General features: G+C 31.2%; 14 protein-coding genes. 13 read left to right on the plus strand and 1 reads right to left on the minus strand.

Annotated features, from left to right (window positions below):
* The first annotated feature begins 8 nt into the window (after nt 1-8).
* The 13 genes from GKZ86_RS06990 (at nt 9) to GKZ86_RS07050 (ending at nt 13764) form a co-directional block, all read left to right on the plus strand.
* Nucleotides 9-935 (plus strand): geranylgeranylglycerol-phosphate geranylgeranyltransferase, encoded by a 927-nt coding sequence (locus GKZ86_RS06990; RefSeq protein WP_154782380.1) that lies wholly within the window; start codon nt 9-11, stop codon nt 933-935.
* On the plus strand, nt 928-1512 hold the full coding sequence (locus GKZ86_RS06995) for a Maf-like protein (protein ID WP_154782381.1): 585 nt from the start codon (nt 928-930) through the stop codon (nt 1510-1512). The genes GKZ86_RS06990 and GKZ86_RS06995 overlap by 8 nt, the downstream gene beginning before the upstream one ends.
* An 11-nt stretch (nt 1513-1523) precedes the next feature.
* The gene (locus GKZ86_RS07000) at nt 1524-2054 is read left to right on the plus strand and encodes a mechanosensitive ion channel domain-containing protein (RefSeq protein WP_154782382.1); all 531 of its coding nucleotides are present in this window, start codon (nt 1524-1526) and stop codon (nt 2052-2054) included.
* A gap of 115 nt (nt 2055-2169) precedes the next feature.
* A complete protein-coding gene (locus tag GKZ86_RS07005) occupies nt 2170-3273 on the plus strand; it encodes an AI-2E family transporter (RefSeq protein ID WP_154782383.1) in 1104 nt (367 codons plus the stop codon).
* A gap of 86 nt (nt 3274-3359) precedes the next feature.
* The gene (locus GKZ86_RS07010) at nt 3360-5192 is read left to right on the plus strand and encodes a hypothetical protein (protein ID WP_154782384.1); all 1833 of its coding nucleotides are present in this window, start codon (nt 3360-3362) and stop codon (nt 5190-5192) included.
* A gap of 195 nt (nt 5193-5387) precedes the next feature.
* Complete coding sequence (locus GKZ86_RS07015; RefSeq protein WP_154782385.1) at nt 5388-5903, plus strand: hypothetical protein; 516 nt, start codon at nt 5388-5390, stop codon at nt 5901-5903.
* Nucleotides 5904-6045: 142 nt separating this feature from the next.
* Nucleotides 6046-8577, plus strand: coding sequence for a PIG-L family deacetylase (locus GKZ86_RS07020; protein ID WP_154782386.1), 2532 nt, complete (start codon nt 6046-6048; stop codon nt 8575-8577).
* Between the two features lie 124 nt (nt 8578-8701).
* Nucleotides 8702-10426: a sodium:solute symporter gene (locus tag GKZ86_RS07025; RefSeq protein WP_154782387.1), complete on the plus strand. Its 1725-nt coding sequence runs from the start codon at nt 8702-8704 to the stop codon at nt 10424-10426.
* A 62-nt stretch (nt 10427-10488) separates the two neighbouring features.
* Complete coding sequence (locus GKZ86_RS07030; protein ID WP_154782388.1) at nt 10489-10917, plus strand: hypothetical protein; 429 nt, start codon at nt 10489-10491, stop codon at nt 10915-10917.
* 56 nt (nt 10918-10973) lie between these two features.
* A complete protein-coding gene (locus tag GKZ86_RS07035) occupies nt 10974-11774 on the plus strand; it encodes a hypothetical protein (protein ID WP_154782389.1) in 801 nt (266 codons plus the stop codon).
* 10 nt (nt 11775-11784) lie between these two features.
* The gene (locus GKZ86_RS07040) at nt 11785-12264 is read left to right on the plus strand and encodes a hypothetical protein (RefSeq protein WP_154782390.1); all 480 of its coding nucleotides are present in this window, start codon (nt 11785-11787) and stop codon (nt 12262-12264) included.
* Between the two features lie 34 nt (nt 12265-12298).
* Complete coding sequence (locus GKZ86_RS07045; protein WP_154782391.1) at nt 12299-13027, plus strand: alpha/beta hydrolase; 729 nt, start codon at nt 12299-12301, stop codon at nt 13025-13027.
* A 107-nt stretch (nt 13028-13134) separates the two neighbouring features.
* Nucleotides 13135-13764: an MCP four helix bundle domain-containing protein gene (locus GKZ86_RS07050; protein ID WP_154782392.1), complete on the plus strand. Its 630-nt coding sequence runs from the start codon at nt 13135-13137 to the stop codon at nt 13762-13764.
* A gap of 154 nt (nt 13765-13918) precedes the next feature.
* Here the strand turns inward: GKZ86_RS07050 and GKZ86_RS07055 are convergent, their stop codons facing one another.
* Nucleotides 13919-14761 (minus strand): DUF2911 domain-containing protein, encoded by an 843-nt coding sequence (locus GKZ86_RS07055; protein WP_154782393.1) that lies wholly within the window; start codon nt 14759-14761, stop codon nt 13919-13921.
* Nucleotides 14762-14783: the final 22 nt, after the last annotated feature.

Here is a 14783-nt window from a genome sequence, read left to right on the forward strand (position 1 = left end):
AAAAAAAAATGAAATTTTTAAAACTAATCCGATATCAAAATTTACTAATGCTGGCTTTTATGCAGCTTTTATTTCGTTATGCTTTCTTAAAACAGCAAGATATTCCTTTGTCTTTAGCAGACTGGCAATATGGTTTATTGGTTTTAAGTACAGTTTTATTGGCCGCTGCGGGATATCTAATTAATAATATCCTTGATGTTGCCACAGATACTATCAACAAGCCAAATGACGTTATTATTGGTAAAGGAATTTCAGAAACTGCAGCTTATAATATTTATATCGGACTTAATATTACCGGTGTTGCTATTGGTTGCTATTTATCGAACGTGATCATGAGACCAAGTTTTGCAGTTATATTTATTCTGATTGCTTCTGTACTTTATTTTTATTCTACGTCGCTAAAACAAATTATGATTTTAGGAAATTTTGTCGTGGCTGCTGTACTGTCCTTTAGTGTTATTATTATCGGCGTTTTCGATCTTTTTCCGGCTACAAATGCAGAAAATCAAGCGCAAATGGCAAGTATGTTTTCTATTTTACTCGATTATGCTTTATTTGCTTTTATGATTAATTTTATTCGCGAAATCGTAAAAGATATTGAAGATGTAAATGGAGATTATAATCAGGGAATGAATACTTTACCGATTGCGATTGGTAAAAGCCGAACCTCAAAAATTGTTATCGGATTTGCTATTATTCCGTTTATTTCATGTTTGCTTTACATCAACAAATATTTTGTAGAAAATAAACTTTTCATTGTTACTTTTTATGCTTTTGCTTTTGTTTTAGCACCACTTTTATATTTTATCGTTAAAATATTTAGTGCAAAATCACAAAAGGACTTTCATCATTTAAGTACCGTTTTAAAGTTGATTTTACTTTTCGGAATTTTATCAATTTTGGTTATCACTCTAAATATCAAGTACAATGCTTAAGGAAAAATTAAAAAAATATACTTTAATTCTGGCTTCGGGATCACCGCGCAGACAGCAATTTTTTAAGGATTTAGATCTTGATTTCGAAATTAGAATAAAAGAAGTCGAAGAAGTTTATCCTCCGCAATTAAAAGCGGCTGAAATCACTAATTTTTTAGCTGAATTAAAAGCGGCTGCTTTTGAAGGAAAGTTAAAACCAAACGAAATTTTGGTAACAAGCGACACCATTGTATGGCATCAGAATAAAGCTTTGGGAAAACCAAAAAGTGCCGAAGAAGCTTTTGAAATGATCAAATCTATGTCGAACACAACGCACGAAGTTATTACGTCGGTTTGTTTTAAAACAGACTCTGCTTCTACCCTCTTGCACGATATTACAAAAGTTACTTTCAATGATTTATCTGATGAAGCAATTTTGTATTATATCGAAAATTATAAACCTTACGATAAAGCCGGAGCTTACGGTATTCAGGAATGGTTTGGTTTTATGGCAGTTGCAAAAGTCGAAGGTTCATATACCAATGTAATGGGGCTTCCAACAGATAAAGTTTACCAATATTTGAGTACTTTAGTATAAAAAAATTATCTATGTTTTCTTTTAAAGGATATAGCCAGGAAATATTGGCAACAGGAATTCTCATTTTTGCATTAGTGGCTTTACGCTTAATTATTGCGAAGTTAATTCGTCGTTATGCCAAAACAAGCCAGTTATTAGAACATCGTACTAATTTGGTAATCAAATATATTCACTTGTTAATGAATGTGTTAGTTGTTATCAGTTTAGTTGTAATCTGGGGAGTTAATACAGATGATATTTTTATAACCGTTTCTTCAATTGCAACGGTAATTGGTGTGGCTTTTTTTGCGCAATGGTCTATTTTGAGCAATATAACTTCCGGAATGATTTTGTTTTTTTCATTTCCATTCAGAATTGGAGATACAATCAAGATTCATGATAAAGATTTTCCTATCGAAGCAGAAATTGAAGACATTAGTGCTTTTCATGTTAATTTGAAAACAAAAGAAGGCGAAAGAATTATTTTTCCAAACAATTTATTATTGCAAAAAGGTATTTCTATAATGCCAAGTCACTACGAGGAAAAAGAGTTTTTTGATTAAAATTTGAATGGGAATTTTGTAATGTAATTCAGAAAACGTACAACATTACTTATAGAATAAAAGAGGAATTTTGTTATAGATCTTATCTAATTTCTAAACCTAATTTCACCACCAAATGACTCGTTCAGTAAAATTGCCATTTTATGCCAAACTTTCCCTTATTCTTGTAAGTTTAATTTGTTTTGCTTTTATTTTCTGTCTCGGAAAAGATATCATTACGCCCGTTTTGATGGCTTTTTTATTTGCTGTTCTACTACTTCCAATCTTTACGCTTTTACATGTAAGACTTAAATTTCCAAGACATCTTGCAGCGATTATTTGCGTCCTTATTTTTGCCGCATTTATCGTTGGTATATTAGTTTTTATCTCTTATCAGGTTAAGGATATTGCTAACGATTTTGATACTATTAAGAAAAATACAAATGTTTTTATCACTGAGATACATAAGTTTGTAAAAGATAATTTTCATATCAGTATTGGCGAACAAAAGAAATATCTTGATACAGTTACGAAAGATTCTGTTAAAAACGGAGGTGTTGTTACTGTAGGTTCGGCAATATTATCTATCACAGATCTACTAATAGATTGTACTATTATTCCAATATATACGTTTTTATTTCTTCTTTATAAAGACCATTTTATTCTTTTTCTGGCAAAATTAGTGAACAAGGAAGATCATTCTGCATTAAAAGATATTTTGGCGCAAATACGAGTTTCCATAAATAATTATATTGTCAGTTTATTATTAGAAATGATTATTGTTTCAATCCTGACTGGCTTAGGACTTTGGATTGTTGGCGTAAAATATTTTATTCTATTAGGATTAATAACAGGAATCTTAAACCTAATACCGTATATAGGGATAACAGTTGCAGGTGTTATAACTCTTTTGGCTACTTTATCGGGAACACCGGATACATCAATATTTATAAGCATATTAATTGTAAATGTTGTAGTTCAATTAATTGATAATAATTTGCTCGTGCCTTTAATTATTAATTCTAAAGTAGAAATTAATGCCTTTGTATCTATTATCGGTATCATTGTTGGTGGTGCCGCAGCGGGAATTTCAGGTATGTTTTTAGCGATTCCGTTACTAGCTATTTTAAAAATTATTTTTGAAAGAATAGAATCATTAGAACCATGGGGATATTTGATGGGCAATCATATGCCTAAAAAATTTACATGGAGAGTTCGAAAAATAAAAGTTGAAAATTAATATTAACAAAGTCTTTAGAGGGTATGAGTATTATTTGACTTATATTCATACGAAAATCCTCTTTTTAAAAGCCAAAATAAATCTGAATGAATCGAAAATTAAAAATACTATTTTCTATTTTACTTTGCTTTTGTTTACAAAGTATTTGTGCACAATCAGATAAGCCTAAAAAAGAGGTTAAAAAAGATAGTGCCGCTGTATACAAACAAATTCAGAATTATTCTAAAAAAAATAAATTTACCAAAACACTGCACAAATTACTTTTCAGAGCCAATAAACCTAAGCGCGAAGAAGATCAAATTCTAGAGAATAAAATCAAGGATTACGACGGTAAAATTATTCGAAAAATTAATGTTATTACGCTGGATCCTTTTGGCCAATCTATAGTAGATACCACTAAACAACCCAAAAACTGGGGAGAAAGAACCGGTAATAAACTGCATTTAAAGACAAAGAAAATAGCCATTTACAACTTATTGCTTTTTAGAAGAAATACACCTTATGATTCTTATAAAATACAGGAATCTGAACGTTTGATACGTTCTCAAAGATATGTTTCAGCAGTAAAAATTACAAATGAACTGGTTAGTACAGCATCAGATTCTGTCGATGTTACAATTCGTGTTTTAGATTCCTGGAGCACTATTCCAAGATTTTCAATATCAGGAAGTAAAGTTTCTGTTGGATTCAAAGAAAAAGATTTTTTTGGTTCCGGTCAACAATTGGAATATCGTTTTACCAATCGTTTTGATGATGGTCAAAATGGAAATGACGTAACCTACACTGTACCAAACATAAAAAATACTTATGTAAGCGCTGTATTTAAGTACAACATGGACTTAGATAATAATTACAGTAAAAGTGTTGATTTTGAAAGGGCTTTTTATTCTCCGCTAACCAAATGGGCCGGAGGAATTTATGTTGGGCAAAATTTCAGAAAAGATTCTTTACAGGCTCCTGCGCCTGACACAACGTATGCTTTTCAGACTTTTAAAAATAATTTTCAGGATTTATGGGTTGGAAAAGCTACAAAAGTCTTTGAAGATGATGTTAACGGAATAACTAATTTGATTGTTTCTGCTCGTTTTTTAAATGTCGATTACACAGAAATGCCTTCAGAAATATATGATCCTACACATTTTTATTCAGATGAAAAATTCATTTTGAGCGGTATCGGAATCAATACAAGAAAATTTATCAAGGACAGTTATATTTTTAGGAACGGTGTTACAGAAGATGTACCTATTGGTAGAATTTACGGTATAACACTTGGTTATCAATATAAAAATAAAATGTGGCGGCCTTATGTCGGAGCGCAGTTTTCGTTTGGAAATTATTATGAATGGGGATTTTTAAGTACCAATCTTGAAGTTGGAACTTTTATTCATCAATCAAAAACCTATCAAACCGCCTATTTATTAGAGTCCAATTATTTTACACAATTGTTTAGTATCGGAAATTGGAAATTAAGACAATTCGTTAATCCTAAATTGGTTTTAGGCGCAAATCGCGAAGAAATTATTGGCGATGAGCTTAATATAAATAACCAAAATGGTTTGCAGGGATTTAATACTGCTTTGTACGGAACCAGTAAATTGCTTTTGTCTTTACAAACCCAAACCTATGCGCCACATGCAATTGGAGGATTTCGTCTGAATCCATTTTTTAATTATACTTTAGCGTTGTTAGGAAGTCCAAATGATGCCATGTTTAATAACAAAGCTTATCATAAAGTTACACTTGGCTTATTAATAAGTAATGATTATTTAGTTTTCAGTTCCTTTCAATTATCCATGTCATACTATCCAAGTATTCCATTGCAAGGAGATAATGTATTTAAAACCAATACTTTTGAAACCACAGACTATGGTTTGCAAAATTTTGAACTGGCAAAACCAAGAATTGTTGAATATAAATAGCCCTAAAAAAATAGAAATTTATTTTATTTTTAAATTATTTATAACTTTTTAAAAATCAATTGTTTCCAGATATCGTAAGGGATAAAGCTCGACCAAATGGATATTTTGTTCGACAAAATGCACCTCATTTTCATTTTTGGCACAGTATATGAATATCGGTAAATAGGATTACGATTAACATAAAAACTAAAAAAAATGAAAACAGTTAAGATAGCAATCGCAGGATTATTTCTTTTGATTGCAAATGCCACGCAAGCCCAGGTATCAGTAAACGTAAATATTGGGACACGCCCTGATTGGGGACCAGCAGATTACGACCAAATGGAATATTACTATTTGCCAGACGTAGAAGCATACTACGATGTTAGAGCCTCTCAATTTATTTATTTTGGCGGAGGAAGATGGGTTAGAGCAAGCCGTTTACCAAGACAATACCGCAATTATGACTTATACGGAGGATATAAAGTAGTTTTAACAGATTACCACGGAAGAACTCCTTATACTTACTTTGACAGACACAGAGTTAAATATTATAAAGGATATCACGGTGCACCACAAAGACCATACAGACCAAGACCGGTTTATGGATATAATGATCGTCCAGTTCGTCACGAGCACAGAGATAACAGAAATCATGATAAACATGATAGACACGACAATCACCATGACAGACATGATGATCGCCACGATGATCATCACGGAAGAAGGTAATAATACAAATATTAGAGAGCATCAGACAATGATGCTCTTTTTTTATTGGTGGTTATTAAATTCAATATTAACATTTCATTTAAATAATCTTCAAAGATATAATTAGTATTTTTGAAGCTCTTTCAAAACACCTAATTGCGCTATGCGAAAAATTCAATTACAAATTCTTTTATTTTTCTTTACAGGGATTTCTATTTCTTTTGCACAACAACCACAAAAACTAAGTTCTGTAGAAATTTACAATCAAATTAAAAAACTAAACTTTCTAGGTTCTGTATTGTATATTGCTGCACATCCTGATGACGAAAATACGCGTTTAATAACCTATATGGCAAATGAAATGAATGCCAGAACAGGTTATTTATCGTTAACACGTGGTGATGGAGGACAAAATTTAATTGGTCCGCAATTGCGCGAATTATTAGGTGTTATTAGAACTCAGGAATTAATTGAAGCCAGAAAAATTGATGGTGGAGAACAGTTTTTTTCTCGTGCCAATGATTTTGGTTTCTCAAAAAATCCAGATGAAACGTTACAAATTTGGGATAAAGATAAAGTCCTTGCCGATGTAGTCTGGACAATCAGAAAATTTCAGCCAGACGTTATCATCAATAGATTTGATCACCGCTCGCCTGGAACAACGCACGGACATCATACATCATCTGCAATGCTGAGTGTAGAAAGTTTTAAATTAACAAACGATTCAAAAATATATCCGGAACAATTAAAATACGTAACACCTTGGCAGGTAAAACGTCAGTTTTTTAATCCGTCGTGGTGGTTTTATGGAAGTCAGGAAAAATTTGATGCTGCCAATAAATCAAAATTTACAAAGTTAGAAACAGGTGTTTATTATACCGGAATCGGGAAATCGAATCAGGAAATTGCCGCTTTAAGCCGCAGCCGCCATCAATCGCAAGGTTTTGGAAGTACGGGAGCACGTGGCAATGAAACTGAATATTTAGAACTTATAAATGGAGAAAATCCAAAAGATCGTGATAATTTATTTGATGGAATTGATACAACCTGGAATCGTGTTAAAAACGGAAAACCTGTTGGTGAATTAATCACTAAAATTATCGCAAATTATAATTTCAGTAACCCTTCTGCAAGTATTCCGGATTTGGTAAAAGCTTATGCAATGATTGAAGCTTTAGAAGATGACCATTGGAAAACGTTAAAAACAACTGCCATAAAAAATATCATCAGCTCTTGTTCCGGATTATATCTGGAAGCAGTTGCAAGTGAGCAGGAAGCAACTCCGGGAAGTACAGTAAAATTAAGTCTTGAAGCAATTAACAGATCATCTGTCGAAATGCAATTAACAAGTTTAACAACATTGCCGGATAATAAAACTACGGTTCAAAACAGTATTTTAAAAAACAATAACGATCAAAAAATAAACCTTCAATTACAACTTCCTAATAACATTGAATACACACAACCGTACTGGCTTAAAGAAAAAGCAAGTGTTGGAATGTACACGGTTTCAAATCAGGAAAATATTGGAATTCCGGATATTATCAGAGAAGTAAAAGTTGTTTTTAATGTAAAAATAAATGGCGTTGAAATTCCGTTTGAGCGTAATGTAATTTATAAATACAATGATGGCGTAAAAGGCGAAATGTACAATTTTCTGGATATTGTACCTGAAGCTACAACTTCGATTCCTGAAAGAGTTTTGATTTTTAAAGATACCAAAAGCAAAATGATTCCTGTAAAAGTTCGTGCAGGAAAAGACGGAATTAAAGGAAATTTACAATTAGAATTACCAAAAAGCTGGGCCGTTTCTCCGCAACAAATTCCGTTTTCTTTAGACAAAAAAGGAAATGAACAAGTATTTTATTTTGAAGTTACACCGCCAACTTTACCGGAAGAAGCCGTTGCAAAAAGCATTGTAACCATAGACAATAAACGTTTTGATAAAGATGAAACGATCATTGATTACAGCCATATTACCAAACAAATGGTATTAAAACCAGCTGAGTCAAAATGCATCAGAATCGATTTAAAAACATCTGGAGATGCCATTGGTTATATTATGGGTGCAGGTGACGAAGTCCCGGAAAGTTTAACCCAAATGGGATATAAAGTAACGATTTTAAAGGCAGAAGAAATTACGCCCGAAAAACTAGATTCTTTTAGTACCGTTATTACAGGAATTCGCGCCTACAACACAGTAAACGTTTTAGCCAACAAACAAAAAATACTTTTTGATTTTGTAAAAAGCGGTAAAAATATGATCGTTCAGTATAATACACCGCATAGTCTGGTTACAGATAAAATTGCGCCGTATGATTTAAAACTTTCAAATGATCGTGTAACCGAAGAAAATGCAAAAATTACCTTTCTTGCGCCAAATCATCCTGTTTTGAATACACCAAATAAAATAAGTACGAAAGATTTTGAAGGTTGGACACAAGAGCAAGGTTTATATTATCCTAATGAATATGATCCTGCCTTTATCCCTATTATATCTTCGCATGACAGAGGAGAATCTGCCAAAGACGGCGCATTATTAGTCGCTCCTTACGGGAAAGGATATTATATTTACACCGGTTTAAGCTTTTTTAGAGAATTACCGGAAGGCGTTGCAGGTGCGTACCGATTGTTGTCGAATATAATTTCATTAAAACAACCGATAGAAGCTCCTAAACAGGAATTAAAAAACTAAATGAATCAAAATCATGGAAGTTAAAAAAACAAAAAAGTGGAAAAAAAGCTATACCTACGTTTTGGTAGCCAACGCTGTTTACATTGTGATTTTTTTCTTAATCATGCAATTATACTCATAACCTATGCAACTATTTGATTGGATCGTACTGATTGTTACGCTTTTGTTTATTGTTGGATATGGATCCTGGAAAACCAAAGGAAGTAAAAACGTCGAAGATTTTATTCTCGGAAACAACGAAACTCCCTGGTATACCGTTGGACTTTCTGTTATGGCAACGCAAGCCAGCGCCATTACTTTTTTATCGACGCCCGGACAGGCTTATCATGACGGAATGGGTTTTGTGCAATTCTATTTTGGATTGCCTATTGCAATGATTGTTATTTGCGTGACTTTTATTCCTTTATATCATAAAAATAAAGTCTTTACAGCATACGAATTTCTTGAAAAACGATTCGATCTTAAAACCCGTTCTCTTGCTGCAATTTTATTTTTGGTACAAAGAGGTTTAGGAACCGGACTTACAATTTATGCGCCTGCTATTATTTTATCGGCTCTTTTGGGATGGAATTTAACGTATATGAATATCATTATTGGTCTTCTAGTTATCATTTATACATTCTCCGGAGGAACAAAAGCCGTAAACGTAACGCAAAAACAGCAAATGTTTGTGATTATGACGGGAATGATAATTACTTTTTTCCTGATTTTACATTACTTACCAAACGATATGACGTTTAATAACGCATTGCATATCGCCGGAGCAAATGATAAAATGAACATTGTTGATTTTTCATTTGATCCTGAAGAAAAATATACTTTCTGGAGCGGAATTACAGGTGGTTTTTTCCTTGCCCTCGCCTATTTTGGAACTGATCAATCTCAGGTTGGACGTTATTTATCCGGAAAATCGGTTCGTGAAAGCCAAATGGGATTAATCATGAACGGACTTTTAAAAGTTCCGATGCAGTTTTTTATTTTGCTAACGGGAGTTATGGTTTTTGTGTTTTTTCAATTCAATCCGGTTCCTTTAAATTTTAATCCGAACAATAAAATTGTCATTGAAAAATCTGCTTATAAAGAAGAATATCATGCCTTAGAGAAAAAACTGGCAACACTTTCAGAAGATAAAAAAGTAATTAATCTTTTATACATCGATCAGTTGAATCAGGATTTTGATAATCCTATTTTGCGTAAAGAACTGGTCGCTTTATCAAACAAAGAAAGAGATTTGCGAGATCGCGCTAAAGAAATTATTTCGAGAGCCGACAGTACAAGTGAAACCAATGATAAAGATTATGTCTTTTTTCACTTCATTTTACATTATTTGCCAAAAGGTCTTATTGGTTTATTACTGGCTGTAATTCTTTCAGCAGCGATGTCGTCAACAGCTTCAGGCTTAAATGCATTGGCATCTACAACTGCAATTGATATTTACAAACGAAACCTTAAAACAGAAAAATCAGAGAAACATTATCTAAATGCAACCAAATTTTTTACACTTTTCTGGGGAATTGTAGCGATCCTTTTCGCTTGCGTTGGTACATTGTTTGAGAATTTAATTCAGCTTGTAAATATTATTGGTTCTATTTTCTACGGAACTGTTTTAGGAATCTTTTTAGTTGGATTTTATTTGCGTCATGTAGGCGCAAAAGCAATGTTTACAAGTGCTGTAATAAGCCAAACGACTATTTTTATCATTTATTATTTCTTGATATACAAACAGGAAAGACTGGGCTATTTATGGTTGAATTTTATTGGGGCAATTTTAACGATTTTACTGGCTCTGATTATTCAGTTTATATTTTGTAAAAGAAAAGCAAAATGTGATGGTATAGTTTTGGAATAATATTTTTAAATATTTACATAATTTAGAGTTTTGAATTGTGTTAAATAATTTGATATAAAAAAATGACGAAACAAGAATTATTATTTCATTTGAAAGGTGCAAGTTTTGTAGCGCTAAAATTTGCAGAAAATTATGTTAAAGATAAATTGACTACTAATTTCAGATATAACGTAATCTTTACGCCGGCAAATACAAGTGGAAATATTGATCAGTTTGATATTTATCCTGAAGATGAAGGAATTATAAAACTAAATTTAAGTGATAATGAAGTTGTAGATTTACTTTATAGAAAAAATAAAATTCCAATTTGGATTGATATAAATGTTCTTAAAGTAAATGGAAAAACTACAATCTTAAATCTTGCATGCGCTGGACGTTATTCTGAAAACAAAGAAGTGTATTATTATAACGATGACGGATTTGCTCCATTTGGAATTAAAGGCCCAACATTTCCAATTGGCCATAAAGAAGGCAAAAAATTTAGATTGTAAGCTAAAACTTTTAAATAGTAATTCTAATTTATTCTCATAAACTAATATCTTTTAAAATGAAAATATCAAAAATAGCTTTATTTATCATTTTAATTTTTATAATTCTACCTCTAAATTGCTATTCTCAAAAACTAAATGTAATAAAACTTGATAGTTTATTTAACGAGTTTAAGAAAAATTCATTCTATGCAAGTATTTATCCTGCAAAAAAAGAACTTGAAAACTACCAAATAGCAGTCATACCTAAGTTAATTAAACTTTTAAGTGATACAACTTTTGTAAAATTAAAGGGTACAGCAGATTTAATTTATCCAGGAACTACAACTTATTATGGACATGGGCATTATATACCCTATAATATGGATTGGATATCGATACGTTCTGGTTGGCTGCTTGAAGATTTAACATTTCAAGATTTTGGTTATAAAAATTCTGAAGTTAATGATGAAACACTTATGAAACTCATGAAAGAGAATTATTATGATTACATTAATAATGGAACTTATGAGTTAGATTGGAAAAATAAAACTTCACAACAAAAAAACATAGAGTACAAAAAAATACTTTTTAAGAAAACTGAAAAATGGTGGAAAGAAAATCGAAAAAAATGGAATAGAATTTCAGCTATAAAAGAAGCATTAAAATCTAATAATGAGAACAGACTGAGTAATGTATTTCAATATTTAAGATTTGGAAATTCCAAGTGTGATAATTTAACCAAAGAAATATATCTAAAGGAAATAGAACCTTTAATACTTGTACTAAAAGAAGCCAATACTTACCCAGAAATACAAGAACAAATTAAATTGATATTGAGTGACTCTGTAAATTCAAAGATATTAGATAATAAAATTTAATAAAAAAACTATGTTAAAACAATGTCTTTTGGTCGTCGTATTGTTTTTCTGTGTTCAAGTTGAAAGTCAAAATATAGCAGATAACGAAGAAATTGAGGGTAATTCGATTTCAGCTCAACTTTACACAAAATGTTTTGATAATCTAAATCAAGGCTTAGATATTTTAGAAAAGTATCCTACGTTTAAAGATGTAAAACTATGTTCTATAGCATATTGCATGATGTTATTATATTATAAAGATGAAGAAATAAAACGCGTCGCTGAACAAAGATTAAGAGGAATTGCAACACAACTTTTTCAGGAAGGAAATCCAGTATATTTAATTTCCGGAATGGATAGTTATTTAACGGCACAGGAAAAAAACAAAAATCTCGAAGATGATAATCATATCGTTTATATTAGTATTGCGGCTTGTCTAACTTTATCATTTGAAGCCAAAGCACAAGAAATAGTAAACGAGCAAACAATGCAATTAATAAATAGAAAGTAAAATATTATATTCGTTTAATTAATCTTTTATTAAAATGAATAATAAGAATAAAATATTAAAAACCTTAAAAAGAATATGGTTTGTTTGTGCCATTTCATTTATTTTTTGGTTATTCTATTCTGCTCAATCTCATGGAGTTTCAAAATCATTCTTAGAAAGTAATCATAAAATCACGGTAAAAGATAATGGAGATTATTTTCTATTTGATCCCCAACAAACTACAGATAAAGTCTTTGTTTTTTATCCTGGTGCAATGGTCGATCCTAAAGCTTACGTGCCATTATGCAGAAAAATTTCAGAAAACGGTATAAAAGTTTATTTGATTAAAATGCCTTGGAGATTAGCTACAAATGGTTACGAACTTCCAAAACAGCTTGGTTTATTATTAGATAAAAACAAAACATATATTTTAGCCGGACACTCGCAAGGCGGAAAAATGGCAGCGCAATTCGTGAAAGAAAATCCAAATTTAATTGATAAATTGATTTTAATCGGAACAACACATCCTCGAGATATTTCACTTGCAGACAGTAAAATTCCAATCTTAAAAATATATGGTTCTAATGATGGTATTGCAGATGAAAGAACGATTTTTAAAAATAAGAGCAAACTTCCCGCTACTGCAAAATTTGTAGAAATCAAAGGTGCAAATCATGCTCAATTTGGTTATTATGGTTTTCAATTGGGCGATAATTCTGCCGAAATTTCACGCGAACAGCAACAAGCAGAAACATTAAAAATTATAATGAAATTTATTAATTGAAATTTCAATTTCTAAATTTTGTGTTCGAATAGCTTTGTAAATTCTACATCAAAATCTTTTATCTTTGAGAAGCTAACCATTTGTAAGTCAATTTTAAAATCAGCATTATGAAAGATCTAAAGAAATATAGCAATAAAACAAAAGCTGCTTTCATTTTGCTAATTATAATGTTGATTATTATTCTGAGTAATTTGAATACATTACAAAATTCTAAAAAAGTCAACGAAAACATCAATGCAATTTATAACGATCGATTGGTTGTTGCACATTATATTTTTCAATATTCTAAAGAACTTCATTTTATAAAAAGCGAGGCCGAAAAACTTGATTTAAGCGATAATATTAAAAAAGATGAAATTATTCATACTTTAAATATCGTTCATAACATTGATGATCTCTATGCTAAAACTGTTTTAACCAATAAAGAAAAAGAACATTTTGATACGTTTCTAGCTTCCTGTAAAGAAATCAATAATCAGGTAGAAAATAAAAACTGGAATAAAATTGCCTTTGCCAGTGCAGAAGCTTTAAAAACTTTAGAATCATTATCTGAAATTCAGATTAAGGAAGGAAAAGCAAAATTAGCAAATGCCAATGCGATGTATAACAAAAATAATAGTTTGGGACAACTTCAGATTGCTTTGCTTATTATTTTAGGAGGAATTACTTTTTATTTACTGATTGTAAAAAAAAGAAAAAGAAAAATCAAAATCCCTGAACCGCCGAGTATGAATTAGATAATCTAGTTTCATGTTATTTTTGTTTCAGGTTTCAGGTTTAGTTGTTGTGTTATTTCGATACGTTTATTTTTCCTGTAAAGCATAAAAAAAACCAAATTCTAAAGCTAAACTTTAGAATTTGGTTTTTCAAAAATATTGCAATTTTAAAGTATTATCTACTCCACTCAGCAATACTATCTTTATTCATTTTTACGTAATCCTGATTGTTTGCAGCTTCAGCAGCAGCTAATGAAACTTTTGCCGTTTCGATTGCTCCTTTTTTATCACCTTGTTTTGCCTGAATTAATGATTTTAATCTCGACATAAAATAAGGCTTATCAGTGCTCATATCTAGTGCTTTGTCTATATAAACTTTAGCAGTTGTAATATTTCCGTTTGATTGAAACAAATATTGAGACGCAGCATAATAATCATTAGAAGTTGGTCCGCCCAAAGTTTTTTCAATACTTGCAGTTGCATTTTTAGCAGTAGGAACTTCAAATTTCAAAGCAACATGAGAATTTTCCCAAGCCATTTCTAAATAACCAAAATTAGGATCTAAACCATTAATTCCAATTGTAAAAGTTTCAACCGGATTTGGTAAAGCATCTTCTTTAACTGTAGTTCTTAAAGCAACATAAGCATCGTTCCAGTTTTCAGGCAATCCCCAGTTATCAGTTGAAAGATAAAAAATTACTTCCCAGCTTTCGATTTTAGGAATTGTATAAATTGCATATTTCCCTTTTTTTAATGTTTTACCATCAATAACAACATCATCACTAAAATTAATGATCGTGTTTTCATTAGCTCCTGTTCTCCATAATTTACCAAACGGAACCAAGTTTCCAAAAACCGCTCTGCCTCTCGCTCCCGGTCTTGAATAAGTAACTTCAACATCCGTTAAACCAACAGTTTGTTTTATATAACCTTTTGGACTCGCTTGTGGTGTTTTTATTTGCGCCTCTATAGCAAAAGGAGCCAAAATAATGGCCAATGCAATAAATAATTTCTTCATTTTTTAAGTTTATTTTGTTTTG

It is taken from the genome of Flavobacterium sp. LC2016-13 (genome assembly GCF_009707955.1).
In the GTDB taxonomy this organism is placed as follows: Bacteria; Bacteroidota; Bacteroidia; order Flavobacteriales; family Flavobacteriaceae; genus Flavobacterium.